Annotated in this window: 15 protein-coding genes; 4 read left to right on the top strand and 11 right to left on the bottom strand. The window is 42.6% G+C overall.

Annotated features, from left to right (window positions below; genetic code table 11):
• Positions 1 to 59: 59 nt before the first annotated feature.
• The 3 genes from VSA01S_RS01040 to dnaQ form a co-directional block, all read right to left on the bottom strand.
• Complete coding sequence (locus tag VSA01S_RS01040) at positions 60 to 476, bottom strand: GNAT family N-acetyltransferase (RefSeq protein WP_039979619.1); 417 nt, start codon at positions 474 to 476, stop codon at positions 60 to 62.
• Between the two features lie 145 nt (positions 477 to 621).
• Positions 622 to 1,875 (bottom strand): TIGR03503 family protein, encoded by a 1,254-nt coding sequence (locus VSA01S_RS01035; RefSeq protein WP_039979580.1) that lies wholly within the window; start codon positions 1,873 to 1,875, stop codon positions 622 to 624.
• 8 nt (positions 1,876 to 1,883) lie between these two features.
• The gene (gene dnaQ / locus VSA01S_RS01030) at positions 1,884 to 2,603 is read right to left on the bottom strand and encodes a DNA polymerase III subunit epsilon (RefSeq protein WP_039979579.1); all 720 of its coding nucleotides are present in this window, start codon (positions 2,601 to 2,603) and stop codon (positions 1,884 to 1,886) included.
• 59 nt (positions 2,604 to 2,662) lie between these two features.
• On the opposite strand from dnaQ, the gene rnhA reads away from it, so the two are divergent.
• The gene (gene rnhA, locus VSA01S_RS01025) at positions 2,663 to 3,127 is read left to right on the top strand and encodes a ribonuclease HI (protein ID WP_039979578.1); all 465 of its coding nucleotides are present in this window, start codon (positions 2,663 to 2,665) and stop codon (positions 3,125 to 3,127) included.
• A gap of 86 nt (positions 3,128 to 3,213) precedes the next feature.
• On the opposite strand, the gene VSA01S_RS01020 is transcribed toward rnhA, so the two are convergent.
• Entirely contained in the window at positions 3,214 to 3,969 is a 756-nt protein-coding gene (locus VSA01S_RS01020; RefSeq protein WP_039979577.1) for a methyltransferase domain-containing protein, read from the bottom strand.
• A gap of 36 nt (positions 3,970 to 4,005) precedes the next feature.
• Between VSA01S_RS01020 and gloB the strand changes: the two genes are divergently transcribed.
• The 3 genes from gloB (at position 4,006) to VSA01S_RS01005 (ending at position 7,523) form a co-directional block, all read left to right on the top strand.
• Entirely contained in the window at positions 4,006 to 4,764 is a 759-nt protein-coding gene (gene gloB, locus VSA01S_RS01015) for a hydroxyacylglutathione hydrolase (protein WP_039979576.1), read from the top strand.
• A gap of 495 nt (positions 4,765 to 5,259) precedes the next feature.
• Positions 5,260 to 6,837: a lytic transglycosylase gene (locus VSA01S_RS01010; protein ID WP_039979575.1), complete on the top strand. Its 1,578-nt coding sequence runs from the start codon at positions 5,260 to 5,262 to the stop codon at positions 6,835 to 6,837.
• A complete protein-coding gene (locus VSA01S_RS01005) occupies positions 6,834 to 7,523 on the top strand; it encodes a YIP1 family protein (RefSeq protein WP_039979574.1) in 690 nt (229 codons plus the stop codon). The genes VSA01S_RS01010 and VSA01S_RS01005 overlap by 4 nt, the downstream gene beginning before the upstream one ends.
• A gap of 69 nt (positions 7,524 to 7,592) precedes the next feature.
• Here VSA01S_RS01005 and VSA01S_RS01000 read toward each other — a convergent pair whose 3' ends face one another.
• From VSA01S_RS01000 to rnhB, 7 genes are all read right to left on the bottom strand, one after another.
• Positions 7,593 to 8,438 (bottom strand): endonuclease/exonuclease/phosphatase family protein, encoded by an 846-nt coding sequence (locus VSA01S_RS01000; protein ID WP_039979573.1) that lies wholly within the window; start codon positions 8,436 to 8,438, stop codon positions 7,593 to 7,595.
• Between the two features lie 153 nt (positions 8,439 to 8,591).
• Positions 8,592 to 8,930, bottom strand: a complete 339-nt coding sequence (glnB, locus tag VSA01S_RS00995) for a nitrogen regulatory protein P-II (RefSeq protein WP_021709593.1) — start codon at positions 8,928 to 8,930, stop codon at positions 8,592 to 8,594.
• Between the two features lie 146 nt (positions 8,931 to 9,076).
• Positions 9,077 to 9,391: a c-type cytochrome gene (locus VSA01S_RS00990; RefSeq protein ID WP_039979572.1), complete on the bottom strand. Its 315-nt coding sequence runs from the start codon at positions 9,389 to 9,391 to the stop codon at positions 9,077 to 9,079.
• A gap of 35 nt (positions 9,392 to 9,426) precedes the next feature.
• A complete protein-coding gene (gene tilS, locus VSA01S_RS00985; protein WP_039979571.1) occupies positions 9,427 to 10,785 on the bottom strand; it encodes a tRNA lysidine(34) synthetase TilS in 1,359 nt (452 codons plus the stop codon).
• Between the two features lie 85 nt (positions 10,786 to 10,870).
• Positions 10,871 to 11,830 carry an acetyl-CoA carboxylase carboxyl transferase subunit alpha gene (gene accA, locus VSA01S_RS00980; RefSeq protein WP_039979570.1) on the bottom strand — a complete coding sequence of 320 codons (960 nt, stop codon included), beginning with the start codon at positions 11,828 to 11,830 and terminating at the stop codon, positions 10,871 to 10,873.
• 44 nt (positions 11,831 to 11,874) lie between these two features.
• The gene (gene dnaE, locus VSA01S_RS00975) at positions 11,875 to 15,354 is read right to left on the bottom strand and encodes a DNA polymerase III subunit alpha (RefSeq protein WP_039979569.1); all 3,480 of its coding nucleotides are present in this window, start codon (positions 15,352 to 15,354) and stop codon (positions 11,875 to 11,877) included.
• An 89-nt stretch (positions 15,355 to 15,443) separates the two neighbouring features.
• Complete coding sequence (gene rnhB / locus VSA01S_RS00970) at positions 15,444 to 16,094, bottom strand: ribonuclease HII (protein WP_021709598.1); 651 nt, start codon at positions 16,092 to 16,094, stop codon at positions 15,444 to 15,446.
• Positions 16,095 to 16,098: the final 4 nt, after the last annotated feature.

Genomic DNA, 16,098 nt, shown 5'->3' with positions numbered 1-16,098 from the left:
AAAAGTACCATCACTAAACGGGAGTCATCGCTCCCGTTTTTCTTCGATTAAAGATACGATTATTGATTAGCCTGTACAAAGAACTTTTTCGTCATGCCGTGGCTTTTCGGTGAGACAAGACGATAACCCAGTTTTTCATAAAACAAAGGCTCGTCAGCAATCATAGAAACATAAGAACCTTCCATCACAGCCAAAGACAAATAGCCATCAATATATTCCATCACTTTTCTGCCAAGCCCTTGCCCCTGATAGCTCGGAGAAACAGCTACATCGACAATTTCAAAATTACAACCACCATCACCAACGACCCGCCCCATCGCAATTAATTCACCTTCTTCCCTAATTGATATTGCATATAACGTATTGGGCAGACCAGCTTGTGCAGCCTGTAAAGACTTTGCCGATAGCCCTGCCTTCATACGCATCGCACAGTATTCTTCGGGGGTGGGAACTTTCTCTTCAAATACGATCGTCATCATGCACTCTCCATTGTGTTAACCACTGAAGAATACAAAAACATAATGCATTGATAAACAATAAAAATGACACCTTATCCCCAAGCAACCTCAAGCTGTTTGATTCAGCGAGACAAACTTGGCTTGCGTCATGACTGGGCCAAGCTTATTTCTTGGGGACAGCCAATTGCATTTCTGGGGTCGTTTCTCGTTTTGTTTTAAGTTTGCGCCATAGCAGCCAAAAGCCAACAATCATCAATAAAACAACGACATTACCAACGGCAATCATAATCAGGCTGGCTTTACGCTGTGACTCACGCTCTGCGATAATACGCTGCTCTTCGGCAAGGCGTCTTTGTTCCGCTAATTCCGCTTGCTTTGCTAAACGGACTGCTTCAATGTCGACTTCTTTAACCACACTAAAGGTTTGTTCTGGTATCGGAAAAGATAACGAACGCTGCGTTGCTAGATCGGTTGCAAAAATGTCACCGTACCACGCGTACTTACCAAACTCCTGATTATTACCCATCTGCAATGTGGTTTTGGTTCCTTCGGCCGACACTTGACCTTGTGAGTAATGATGTGAACCATCCGGTGCAGTTTCAATAATGTTAGCCACTATAGATCCAGGTGCAATAGTCCCTACTTCACCTCGAATAACCAATTGATGAGCCTCACCGGGTTGGCGAGCTTGAATAAAAGTTCGCGAAACTGGGGAAGGATAAACGAGCACAGTTTGTTCTTGCGCACGCAAAAAAACACCATTACCAGAGGTAATCCGTACACGATATTTTCCTGGTTCAACATTCACGGGCAGTTGAACAGTAAAAATACCATCCCCCGATTTTTCATCCAGTTCTCGTCCATCGTCATTGAATGTCCCAATAATCAGCGGCAACGGACGATCTTCTTTAGATAAATCATCTTCGTTATCGACAAACTTGGTAAAGGAAACTTTTAGATTGACTCGGTCTAGAAAATCTCGCAGCACTAAAGGTTGATTGTTGGATGTTAAACGAGCAGTAAACTTTAATGCTTCATTATGATAAAGCGTTTTAGGCAAAGTATCCGTTTCCAATTTGAGGTGAGAGATCAAACGAATGTTATTTTTCGGCGTGACTTTGCCGACCGCTTGCCATGGTCCAGGCATAGGATCAACAACAGAAATAATATCGAGTGATGGCTCCTGATACCAGCGAATTTGCTTATTATCAGCACTTTCTGCGTAATACTTTTTACCATCTGGACGCACTAAAACAACAGGCTTAGAGGGCTGCTCACGATAAACCACAAAGGTGATCTGCTCAATGGTTGGGTCAACTCTAAAGCGGTTATCTAGCAAAGACATTGCAGATTCACTAGAAGCCAATGACACACCACTCCAGATTGCCAAGACAGCAACCGCAAACATTCTCAACATAGCCTCTCCTATTGATGCCAGATACAGTCACTCACCAGATCTAATCTTTTGTGGTGCGCCTCTACTTCATCGGCTGTTGCATGCAAAACCTTTAGAGATTTTCTGCCTTCAACACGACGAATCTCTTCAACTCCACCTTGTTTGTTAGCATTAAATTCCAGCTTAGTTTGCCCACCAGTCATAAGCAGATAAACATCCGCTAGGATCTCGGCATCGAGTAAAGCGCCATGAAGCGTTCGATGCGAGTTATCAATGCCATATCGATCACACAAGACATCAAGATTATTTCGCTTACCAGGGAAGATCTTCTTCGCCATAGCAAGCGTATCGGTCACTTTACAGAAATCATCCGTTTTACCGATAGTCGGATCGAGCATTTCAAACTCATAATCCATAAACCCAGTATCAAAGGGAGCATTATGAGCAACGAGTTCAGCACCTTTAATAAAATCAAGGAACTCCTGATGCACACTGGCATAATCAGGTTTATCAACAAGGAATTCATCGGTAATACCATGAACTTCAATCGCTTCTGTTTGAATTGGACGATCGGGCTTTAGATAAACATGAAAATGTCGCCCCGTTAACTTACGATTGACGATCTCTACAGCACCGATTTCGATAATTCGATGCCCCATATAATGAGGACCACCGTCAAGGTTCATACCTGTGGTTTCGGTATCGAGAACAATAATTCGATTATGTTCAGAATTGCTACTGGTATTCATAAGGTTATGTATGTCAGACTATGCTTTATTAAATGTTTAGGCTAATAGTACCAAAAAATATGACCAAACACGTTGAGATTTTCACTGACGGTTCTTGTTTAGGCAATCCAGGTCCTGGTGGCTATGGTGTTGTCTTACGTTACAAGCAAACGGAAAAAACATTAGCAAAAGGCTACACATTAACGACCAACAACCGCATGGAAATGCTCGCTGCCATTGTTGCATTACAAACACTAAAAGAGCCATGCAAAGTTTCATTAACTACTGATAGCCAGTATGTTCGTCAAGGCATTACCCAATGGATCCATAACTGGAAAAAGCGCGGTTGGAAAACTGCCGACAAAAAGCCTGTGAAAAATGCAGACCTTTGGCAAGCTCTCGATAAAGAAACCGCACGACATCAAGTTGAGTGGCATTGGGTTAAAGGTCATGCGGGTCATCGTGAAAATGAAATGTGTGATGAATTAGCGCGAGCTGCTGCGGAGAACCCAACCGATGAAGATACTGGTTACCAAGCCGGATAGAGACGATCGAATCTGATAAGAGCTAAGTCACCCATCGTCCATCGGTGGCATAAAAGACCCAAGCGATTAGTTGGTTGAACCTTGGGTCACTTTAACCTGTCAAATACTTTATTAACTTGATTTCCCTCTCGATTCATCACTCCTAATGGCGCTAGCTTTTTCTTCAAATGCCAGTGTGGCTTAATCGGTTTTAAAGGATAAGTCCGCTTTCGAGCGACAATAAAGTATAAACTTCCAGCCGGTGAAGCCCATCCACCAATACTGTTTTCAAGCCATGTCCAGAGCGAGGTATAACGCGTCATCGGAAACAAGGCGTAACGCTCACAATGTACCACTTGATAATTTAGAACACCTAACCAATCTTTTACTCGATGAGTACTAAACATACGTCCAGACCAAGGTAAGTTTTCCTTTCTCCACGGCAAAAGGCTGGCTAACCCGGTAAAACTAAAAGGATTAAAACCCGTTATGATCACATAACCATCATCCATCATGACCCGATCAACTTCTCGTAACAATCGATGAGGATCACTGGCATAGTCAAGTTGATGAGCAAGAACAACAGCATCAAAACTTTTCTCAAAAAAGGGTAATTCATAACCATCTGCAATGACATTATGCAAAGGGTTCTGGATATCTAGGTTAACTTGGTGTTGAATACTAGAGTTATAACTGGTTAGCTCACAGCTCAAACCACCTAACTTAAGCATATGGTAGCCGAAAAGTTTTGGGCACCATTCATCAAATCGGGTTTGAATTGATTCAAGTACCCAAGAGCCATTATTCATTACAGACCACGTTGCTGGGTGGGGAATCGTTTTATTACTGAGTGCTGGTTTCATTAACCACCTAACTAAAAAGGTATTGGAGAAAGAGTCGTGATAGAGATCAAAAGCATACCTGCGTTTAATGACAATTACATCTGGCTAATACAAAACAGTGACGGACACTGCGCTGTTGTTGATCCTGGAGATGCAAAGCCGGTACTAGAATACTTAAAGACTCATAAATTAATTTTAGAAGCAATCCTTATTACGCACCACCATAATGATCATATTGGAGGAGTACCTGATCTCGTCCATGCATTCCCTCATATTTCTGTCATCGGCCCTAAAACTGAACCAATCCCCACCTTAACCAATCCAGTAGAAGAAGGCGACAAACTTGAACTGTTCGGTGAAACCTTTTTGGTCCTTGGCTTACCCGGACACACATTAGGTCACATAGGCTATGTTGGTGACGGAAAGCTCTTCTGTGGCGATGTCCTTTTTTCCGCTGGATGTGGTCGAGTGTTTGAAGGTACCCTAGAGCAGATGTATGAATCTTTGAGCAAAATTGCAGCTCTTCCTGAAGAAACTGAAGTATTCTGTGCCCACGAATATACTGCTAGTAACATCGCTTTTGCACTTGCTGTTGAACCTGATAATGAACAGCTACACCAGTATCGAGATGAAGTCAATCGACTACGAGCACGAAACCGCCCAACTTTACCAACCACACTGCGTAGAGAAAAGTGGGTAAATCCATTCTTACGAACGGCCCACCCAGAGGTGATTAAATCTGTTGCAAACCGATTAGCGCATCACGAACCTTGTGCGGTTTTTTCAGCATTACGTCAATGGAAGAACGACTTTTGACCACTTTTTACTTGTAACTTTACAAGACACAAGTATTATCACTTACTGATTTATACTCAGATGACAATGAATGTAGGCGGTAAAAAAACCAAAGCCTCTAAATACTGATGTTAGTAAACTCAGTATTTTCAAGTTAACTGAATATATAAAAGCGCTGTCGGCGCTTTTATAGTTTTAGGATGAAAATGAGCCTAAAACCTTATCAATGCGAAAGCTCACGCTTGACTAGAGAACAAAGTTATTAGATCTATTCAATAGTAGATGCGATTAAGGTTCTGAAGGCAGAACCATGGATACTGTACTCAGCGGTTACCACTTAAATTTGTGGTATAAAACTGACTCCATTGGTAAAAACTCGAACTATTGCTTATTGTAGAATGGTTATTTCCTACAATTAAATAGTATTAAAAATATCGATAACCTTATTGATGCGGTAACAACTTTCTGAGTTGCCTACAAGCAAAAAGGAAACAAGGTCCTAAATAGGCTGAATTCATGCGTTTAAAGTATAGTTGGGCATTCATGCTGTTACTTTCGGGTTGTCAATTGACCTCCCAAAGCCCAAACACCACAAAATCACAAACTGGCACTACCAATAAAACAGCTCAACATAATCCAGTCACAACTGACTTAGAGCCTGCGCCGGAATACACAAAACTTATCTCCCCTCAGAAAGTGCCCTTACCTCAAGAGCAAAAAGATGTGTGGCAGCGTATTGGTATGCAATTAAAGATGCCAATACCTAAAAATAAAAAGATCGACTACTATCGCACTTGGTATTTAAAGCACCCCAATCACCTTTACACAGTATCAGAACGCGCTAAGCCGTTCTTATATATGATTACTACGCGAATTGAAGAACGTGACTTACCAATGGAACTAGCATTATTACCAGTGGTAGAAAGTTCATTTGACGCCTTTGCTTATTCTCATGGCAGAGCTTCTGGACTGTGGCAATTTGTACCCGGTACGGGGAAGATGATGGGGCTAGATCAAAATTACTGGTACGATGGGCGTCGTGATGTCTATGCATCTACAGAAGCAGCATTAGATTACCTAGAGCAACTAAATCAGCGCTTTGATGGTAATTGGGATCATGCTATTGCTGCTTACAATAGTGGCGGTGGTAGAGTGTCAAGGGCGATTCGCAAAAACCACAAGCTTGGTAAGTCTATCGATTTTTTCTCTTTAGATCTGCCCAAAGAAACTAGCAGCTATTTACCTAAATTACTGGCTTTAGCAGATATCATCGCCAACCAAAAGAAGTATGGTCTCGATATTCCTCCAATACCAAATCAACCAATGCTCACTCTCGTTGATCCCAAAGAGCAGCTGGATTTGGCCATTGCAGCAGATTACGCAGGTATCAATGTCAAGCAACTTCAAAGCTATAATCCAGCTTATAACCAATGGTCAACAGCCCCAGAAGGGCCGCAGCAGCTCCTAATTCCAATTGAGAAAAAGCAGCAATTCCTTGCTCAAGTCGAAAAAAACCGTGGCAAAGGCATGAAGATCGTTCGCTACAAAGTGAAGTCTGGTGATTCACTCAGCATGCTGGCTAAAAAATACAGTACGACCACCAACGTCATCAAAAAAGCGAATAGCTTATCGAACAACAATATTCGTATCGGACAATACTTGTTGATTCCAACTTCAACTAAAAATGAGGCTAAATACGCTTTATCCGCAGCCAATCGCCTGCAAAAGACACAAATAAAAGAGCGTGGTAAATATAAACTGACCTACACCGTTAAATCAGGTGATAATTTATGGTCCATTGCTAAAGTTAACAAAGTTTCTCATCAGCATCTCGCGAAGTGGAATAGTATGAGTCCAAAAGACACACTCCGTGCAGGACAAAAGTTAGTTATCTGGAAAAGCTCAGGCAAAGGTAATGTGATCAGAGCGGTCTATTATCAAGTACGCTCTGGAGACACTATTAGTGGTATTGCCAATAAATTTAAAGTAAAAAGTAATGATGTAGTTAAATGGAATTCACTAAAAGCCCAAAAATATCTGAAACCCGGTCAAAAACTTAAACTCTATGTCGATGTTACTAAGGTCGGTGTATGACCCCGTCAAGTAACCCATTAGTCATGTTATTGGATATTTTTCGTTCTCCAGCAGCATGTTTTCTCGCCCTGTATCAACGCTCTGCTTGGGGATGGCAGCCATTCATTATTTTGATGTTGAGCCCATTCTTGTTTTGGGGATCTTATTTTTCAGAAGTTAATTTTACTTGGCTAACCCATGCCCTTACCATGCAGCTTCAACAAATTGCCCCAGAGCAAGTCGCTTTACTGCAGCAAGATACCTTGATGGCAACTGCAATTATTAATGATATATTTAACCGCTTCACTACATTATCGTTATTAGCACTGTGGTTCTTTTTTGCTACAAAGAAATCTCAAATAACGATCGGCTACTGGAAATGGTTTGCAGCATCTTGTGCCATTTTATTTCCAGCAGTATTAGGAGACTTTGCCAGCTATGCCAGCTTGCTACTCAAAAATGGTCAAGTTATGAACTATGCTGCAGACCTTAATTCTTTAAACGGGCTGCTGAAATTACCCCTAACAAACTACTGGTCGCAGTTTGCTAGTTCATTACCTTTATTATTGCCTTGGTATATCACACTCGGTTATGGTGTTGTGTTGACATGGACTAGTATCGAACGAGGCCAAGCTTTGGTCCTTTCTGCTTTACCTTGGATAGGATTCTATGTCATCTGGGCCATGCTTATTTTATTTACCCATTGATCTGATACTTAAAAGTTCACCGCTACCCGCTCTTGCTGGTAGCGTTTAAATTCCAACAAAAGGGCTTTTTTACTCCATCAGCATAAATGACACTAAAAGTGGATTATGATCAGAAGCTTCGCTCTCTGGTGCTGCTGCATTCTTCAGTATTAGACCTCGATAAAACACGTGATCAAGTGGCAAGCCATTTAAAAATTGGGTACGATGATCTGGAGTATATTTCACCTCAATTAGCTCCGCTTGCCTAAGTGTCTTCTGAATAACATTTAACCGCTCTTCACTCCAGCTATTAAAATCACCTGCAAACAAAACCGGTCCTTTGTGTTTGTTGAGAGCCATTTCTAACTTAGTTAATTGAGAGATATACTCTTCCGTCCCCAGAGTGAAGTTGATGGCGTGAATATTAATTACCACGAGAACTTGATCATTACTCAAATTATATTCACTGTACAAGGCTGACTTAGGTAAACGTAGCCACGGTTCTTTTTGAGTATAAGCACAAGCTCTTATAGGCACTTGCTTTGCAATATTGATTACTCCAGCACTACTGCCCAATGCTTTGAAAGCACGAACTTGATTACCGAACCATTGCCCCTCCACCAGCCAATGCTTAAACTCATCGGTTATGCTGGCTTCTTGAAGAATCAGCAGTTGTTTTCCTGTAGAAAGTTTTTCTAATGCTTGTTGCCAGTTATCTCGATTTTGCTTATAAATATTCCATACCAAAATATCCAACTGTCCTTTATTATCGAGTGCCTTAGGATTTTCAAAATCCATACATCGGACACTTTGCCGAGTATCCTGCTCTGTCATAGTTACAAGCTGAGGCTGATCCGGAATGGTAAAAACCATATTGAACACGACGCCTAAAGCCATCAAAGCAAGAACAACAAAAAAAAATAAACGAAGATACATAGTATTACCTAATTAAAACATCACAAAAGCTCAGGCAGACATTTATACCAAAGTCACCTCAAGATAAAGTGAACAGCGAGATGGGTAGATATAGCAAAAAGGAGCCTAATATGGCCCCTTAATCAATTGCTGAAAGATTTAAACCATAAGCGATCAAATTGCGTCTTCGTCTTCTTCACCAGTTCGAATTCTAACAACACGTTCAATATCAGTCACAAAAATCTTACCATCACCGATTTTACCTGTTTGAGCGATTTCAATGATAGTATCAACGCACTTGTCTGCCACATCTTCTGTCACAACAATTTCCAGTTTCACTTTTGGTAGAAAGTCGACCATATATTCAGCACCACGATAAAGCTCGGTGTGGCCTTTTTGACGACCAAAACCTTTAACTTCAGATACTGTCATTCCTGTGATGCCGACTTCAGCTAATGCTTCTCGCACATCATCCAATTTGAATGGCTTAATGATCGCTTCAATCTTTTTCATATTCATCCCTTAAACTTAAATCATTTGCGCGTATTATCAGTTAGCATCTCACAACATTCAATGCTTGTCATAACCCAAGGTTCAAAATACCGAATAAACCTCGTTTGACATTATATCTCTATGTAAGTTGTTCAGATTAGCAATCTTTACTCCAAATGGGAGTAATAGGCAGCTAAATTAGCAATATCATCTCCAGACAGTAAATTCGCTTGTACTTCCATGATTGCCGCCATTCCTCCAGTACGTTGACCACTTTTATATGCATTAATCGCATTTATTAAATATTGTTCTTTCTGCCCTTTCAGGTTTGGATACCCAGGAATCACTGCAATGCCGTTTTTCCCGTGGCAGGCTGAACATACTCCTGATTTTGCCTTCCCAGCGACCACATCACCTGCTGAAAATGTTTGTCCGCTTAGCAATGATATGACGATCAAAGCCCACGTGGTTATTCTATTCATGACTTTTCCTAGTGCGCCCCAGCTGAGTATTTTCTTTATGATTCATTAATCAAGCGAACGGAGTCAGATTGATGCCAAATCAGTTCACATTGATGGCCACTAAAAGCACGATCAACAAACAGTCCTGCAACTGCAACGACCTGACCTTGATACATAACAATCGGTAACTGCCGACGCTGCCAACTTGGAATATGGTATTCTTGAAACAGTTTTTTAAGCTTGCGACCTCGACTACGTGTTGTAGGATGAGCTGATAAGCCTTCCGGATTAAATGTCACTTTCAATAAGTCAGGCTCTGCCGGTAATATCAAATTTGCTTGTTCAGAGGTGGAACTAAACAGCAGTTCCCCAAGAGAGCCAGGCAACAATAATGGGATATCCAACTGTAGAGAAGCATACCAATCCGTTAAATCAGTCCTAGGCCCTAGCCAATACAATCGATTTTGAAAACGACGAATTTCACCTTGCTTAAGCTGCAGCTTTGGATTCGCATCTTGTTGTGCTAGAGCCACTTCACTCCAAATAAGGCCGAGTTGAATACGAGAAGGCATCATGACTTCCATCATAGACAACCACATACGAATCAAACGCAACCGGACCAATGCACTGTGCGTGCTCAATATGGAAAGACAAAGGCTACCATCTGGATGAATGGCCTGCTGGAAGGCCGAGTCTAACAATTCATCCAGTAATTGCTCTTGCTCTGCACATAAATGAGCACTTCGTTGAACCGCTTGATGAAAACTAGGCCAGCGCTGAACAAGTTGAGGAATAACACGATGACGTAAGAAATTACGATCATAGCGAGTATCTTGATTACTCTCGTCTTCGACCCACTCTAAACAAAACTGCTGGGCAAACTTCTCGATGTGTTGTCGTTGAATGGTAAGCAAAGGTCGAACTAAACTTCCTTTAGCAAATGGCATACTTTCTGGCATTGAAGATAACCCTTTAGGACCACTGCCACGCTTCAAAGCAAGCAATAAGGTTTCAACCTGATCATCAGCATGCTGACCCGTTAACAGTATATCGCCCTGCTCAATATACTGCTGTAAGGCTTTGTAACGCGCCTGTCTTGCCAAAAGCTCAATACTCTCTCCACTATGAATATCAAGGTTGACGTATTCAATCATACATGGGATGCCAGCTTGCTTAGACCAATGAAGACACTTATCTGCCCAAACATCGGCGTTATCACTCAAACCATGATGCACATAAACAGCCTGACAAGGTACTGAGTGGGTATGTTGATAATGTCGTAACAATTCAAGCAAAACACGGGAATCAATCCCACCGCTAAAAGCTAAAACCAGTTTTCCATTTGAGCAATGGCTAACTCGACTTTGATAATGACGTTCAAGGACATGAGCGAAGTGCTGATAAAGCGATTCCATAACCAATCCAATAAAAACTAAAAAAGGTTGAGCCTAAGCCAACCTTTTGATTGTATCTGTTCTATCACCAGAAATCAGCCGACGATTAGCAGTAGCCGTAATTCATTAAACGCTGGTAACGACGCTCTAGTAATGTATCTTGATCCAGCTGTTCCAGGTCTTCTAGTTGGCGAAGTAAGTTCACTTTCATATTTTCAGCCATTTTAACGTGATCACGATGGGCACCGCCTAACGGCTCTTCAACAATCTCATCAATAAGATTTAGCTCTTTTAAGCGAGGAGCTGTCAAGCCCATCGCTTCTGCCGCTTGAGGAGCTTTATCAGAATCACGCCATAGAATAGAAGCACATCCTTCTGGTGAAATAACTGAATATGTTGAGTACTGAAGCATGTTCACGTAATCACCCACACCAATCGCGAGTGCACCACCTGAGCCGCCTTCACCGATAACGTTACAAATGACTGGAACTTTTAGGCCTGACATCACTTTCAAATTTGTTGCGATCGCTTCTGACTGACCACGCTCTTCAGCACCAACACCAGGGTAAGCACCTGCGGTATCAATGAATGTAATCACTGGCATATTGAAACGTTCCGCCATTTTCATTAGGCGTAATGCTTTTCGATAGCCCTCTGGCTTTGGCATACCAAAATTACGTTTTACTTTTTCTTTGGTTTCACGACCTTTTTGGTGGCCAATAATCATTACAGGACGACCTTCCAGACGTGCAATACCACCTACAATCGCTTTATCATCAGCAAAAGCACGGTCACCAGCCAATTCATCAAACTCTTCAAATACATGTTGAATGTAGTCTAGTGTATAAGGGCGTAGAGGGTGACGGGCCAGTTGAGCAGTTTCCCATGCTCCTAAATCATTGAAGATTTTCTTCTTTAGTTCTAGGCTCTTTTTCTCAAGCTGCTCAATTTCTTTATCAAGGTCAATTGCTGAATCGCCGCCATGACGTGAAACATCACGTAAGGCTTCAATTTTTGCTTCTAGCTCTGCAATCGGCTTTTCAAATTCAAGAAAGTTTAGGCTCATCGATGAATCCTTGTATATTCATACACAATCTGTGCTGAATTTTTTTAGTTAAATTCGAGTTCTACCTGGCCTTTGCCAAGTAACTGCTTTAAATCGTCTAGTAATGTATCACTTGGCGTCACTCGCCATTCAGTGCCCAAAGTTAATCGCGCTCTCGCGTTGGCACGTTGATAGTATACATGGACAGGGATGGTTCCAGCTTTATAAGGCTCTAAAATTCGAGTAAATTGCTCGAAAAAGTCATCACGAATCTGATTAACATCAATCGAGACCGACAAACCACGCGCATATTTTTCGCGAGCACTTCCCAGATCCATGACTTCACGTGCTGACATTTTAAGGCCACCATTAAAGTCATCAAAGCTGACCTGTCCCGAAACTACTAGAATTTTATCTTTTTCTAGTAGTTCTGCATACCTTTCTAATGCATCGGAGAACAACATGACTTCCATTCGCCCACTGCGATCATCTAATGTCATCAGTCCAATACGTGTGCCACGTTTGGTCGTCATAACACGAGCCGCAATGACGAGACCTGCAACGGTCACCGATTGGTCACGACGTGTTGGTGTCGCATCTTTTAACCGGCAACTGGTGTATTTATTTAATTCTTTGATATAAGCATTTACAGGATGCCCAGTCAAATATAACCCTAGTGTTTCTCGCTCACCTTCAAGCCATACTTTCTCCGGCCATGGCGTCACTTGAGTATATTTATGTTCGACGTCTTCTGGTGCATCAGTCAAAACACCAAACATATCCGCTTGGCCAAATGCCTCTGCCTGATGGTATTGGCTGGCCGCTTTCACTGCGTCGTCAAGGGAAGCCATTAACGCCGCTCGATGAGGGCCAAGACGATCTAAGGCACCGGAATATATGAGCTTCTCTATCACTCGTTTGTTGACCTTTTTCAAGTCAATACGTGCACAAAAATCAAACAGGTCTTTAAAGTGACCGCCTTTATTTCGTGCTTCAAGAATCGCATCAATTGGGCCTTCACCAACACCTTTTATTGCGCCGATGCCGTAAACAATCGCGCCATTTTCATCGACGTTAAATCGATACAAGCCTGAATTGATATCTGGCGGAAGGACGGTCAGTTTCATCCGAAAACATTCGTCAACTAAGCCAACCACTTTTTCCGTATTATCCATATCGGCCGTCATTACCGCAGCCATAAACTCGGCAGGATAATGCATCTTAAGCCAAAGCGTTTGATACGATACCAAAGCATAAGCGGCGGAGTGCGATTTGTTAAAGCCATAACCTGCGAACTTTTCTACCAAGTCGAAGATTTTCATTGCCAACTCGCCATCAACACCATTGGCAACCGCACCGTCTTCAAAGGTCGCACGCTGTTTCGCCATTTCCTCTGGCTTTTTCTTACCCATAGCACGGCGCAGCATGTCGGCTCCACCTAGGGTATAACCAGACAGTACCTGAGCAATCTGCATGACCTGCTCTTGATAGAGGATGATGCCGTAAGTCGGATCGAGAATTTCTTTCAGTGATTCGTGTTGCCACTTTTCGTCTGGGTAAGAGATCGCTTCTCGACCATGTTTACGGTCTATAAAGTTATCAACCATGCCTGATTGGAGAGGACCAGGACGGAATAGTGCCACCAAAGCGATGATGTCTTCAAAACAGTCTGGCTGCAGACGTTTGATCAGCTCTTTCATGCCCCGTGATTCCAACTGGAATACCGCAGTGGTTTCTGAGTTTTGCAGTAAACGGAACGAAGCAGCGTCATTCAATGGGATCGATTCTATACGAACCGGTTCTTTTCCTTCACGTTCGAGACGCGGATTAATCAAACCTAACGCCCAGTCAATGATGGTCAGTGTTCGTAACCCCAAAAAGTCAAACTTGACTAAACCGGCCGTTTCAACATCGTTTTTATCGAATTGGGTAACAGGAAAATGGCCTTCCGCATCCGCATAAATCGGTGCAAAATCCGTGATTGTTGTCGGAGAGATGACGACACCACCAGCATGCTTACCGGCATTACGGGTACATCCTTCAAGGATTCGACATTTATCAATCAGCTCTTTGACTTCTTCATCGGCTTCATAGAGCTCAGGTAACGCAGGCTCTGCCTTAAATGCTTTCTCTAACGTCATTCCAGGATCGGGAGGAACAAGCTTAGAAATACGATCAACAAAACCAAATGGGTGACCTAGCACTCGACCTACATCACGGATCACCGCTTTTGCTGCCATTGTACCAAATGTAATGATCTGTGATACCGCATCACGCCCATACATTTCGGCCACGTGATCAATCACTTGGTCACGTTTATCCATACAGAAGTCGACATCAAAATCGGGCATGGAGACACGTTCTGGGTTCAAGAATCGTTCGAAAAGAAGATCGTACTCCAGTGGATCAAGGTCGGTGATTTTAAGTGCATACGCAACTAATGAACCAGCACCTGAACCACGACCAGGTCCAACAGGGATAGCGTTATCTTTCGACCATTGGATAAATTCCATTACGATCAAAAAATAGCCAGGGAAACCCATTTGATTGATTACGTCGAGTTCGATTTGCAAACGTTCATCGTATTCTGGTCGACGTTGTGCACGTAACGCTTCATCCGGAAATAGAAACTCGAGGCGCTCTTCCAAACCTTCTTGTGATTTCATGACCAAGAAGTCTGTCTCTGCCATGCCATCTGTTGGGAAAGCAGGCAAAAAGTACTCACCTAAACGAACAGTAACATTACAACGCTTGGCAATCTCCACACTGTTTTCGAGTGCCTCGGGAATGTCTGAAAACAGCTCACACATTTCGGCTTCACTGCGTAAATACTGCTCTGGGCTGTAGTTTTTAGGTCGGCGAGGATCTTCAAGAGTATAACCATCGTGGATGGCGACACGTATCTCATGAGCATCAAATAAGTCTTCACTAATGAACACAACTTCATTGGTGGCCACCACTGGAAGTTGCGCCTCTTCAGCAAGCTCCACCGCAAAGTGCAAGTAAGTTTCTTCATCTGGGCGTCCAGTCCGAACCAGCTCAAGATAAAAGCGATTAGGGAAATACTGCTGATAAAAATCGATACAGCTTTGGACAATGCTTTTATTGCCTTTCAGTAGCCCTTTACCAATCTCACCATTTTTGGCACCGGATAGAACAATTAACCCTTCAGACAGGTCCGCTAGCCAAGCTTTATCAATCACGGGTTGATGTTGGATGTGTCCACGTAAATAAGCTTTAGAGATCAGTAAAGTAAGGTTTTTATAGCCGATATTGTCCGCCGCTAATACGGTTAATTGCGTCAGCTCTTCACCAAACTCGTCCGACTGCATTTTGAAATCGGCACCAATAATTGGTTTAACGCCATTAGCGTGGGCAGCACCATAATATTTAACCAAGCCACACAAGTTGGTAAAATCAGTCAATGCCATGGCTGGCATGCCGAGTTCAGCAACTTTCTTCACCAGCGGTGGGACTTTGTTGATACCATCCACCAACGAGAAATCACTATGGATACGCAGGTGAACGAACTTAGGATCTGACATTAACAGGCACCGTCTAACTTTTTCTTATTTTCTTACTATATAGTACTTAGAGCCCTAACTTAAGGCGCTAAATGGATAACTTAGGTTTATTACTCAAGACCAAGAGCTTTTTTAACTGGCTTGAAGCTTTTGCGGTGCTCGCTAATCACTCCATGCTGATCAATGGCTTCAAAGTGTGCCTTGGTCGGATACCCCTTATGTTTAGCAAAACCAAACTGCGGATATTGCTGATCAAGCTCTTCCATTTCTTGATCTCTAACGACTTTGGCAATGATAGATGCAGCACTGATTTCAGCGACACGCAAATCCCCTTTAACCACAGCTTGAGCATCCATTGACAAATCAGGACAGCGATTACCGTCAATAAGTGCTAAATCAGGTTGAACCTGTAATCCAGCAATTGCACGCTGCATAGCAACCATGGTGGCTTGTAGAATATTGAGCTGATCAATTTCCTCTGGAGAGCAGCGACCTACCGCCCAGGCTAAGGCTTTCGCTTTGATTTCTGGCAACAGCGCGATGCGTTTTTTCTCACTCAATTTTTTTGAGTCATTCAGACCCTCAATCGGATTATTAGGATCAAGTATCACTGCGGCAGTGACCACATCGCCCACCAGTGGGCCTCGCCCCACTTCATCTACACCCGCGATAAGTTGGTAGCCTTGCGGATATTCAAATGGTGGGAGCTCACTATTAGGCTTCGCCTTTTTGGGTGTCGTTGTTTTGGTTGTAACAGCCATGATA

The sequence above is a fragment of the Vibrio sagamiensis NBRC 104589 genome, from assembly GCF_007990935.1.
GTDB lineage: Bacteria > Pseudomonadota > Gammaproteobacteria > Enterobacterales > Vibrionaceae > Vibrio > Vibrio sagamiensis.
The sequence above is the reverse complement of the archived record's forward strand: the minus strand, read 5'-3'. Positions and strand labels throughout refer to the sequence as shown.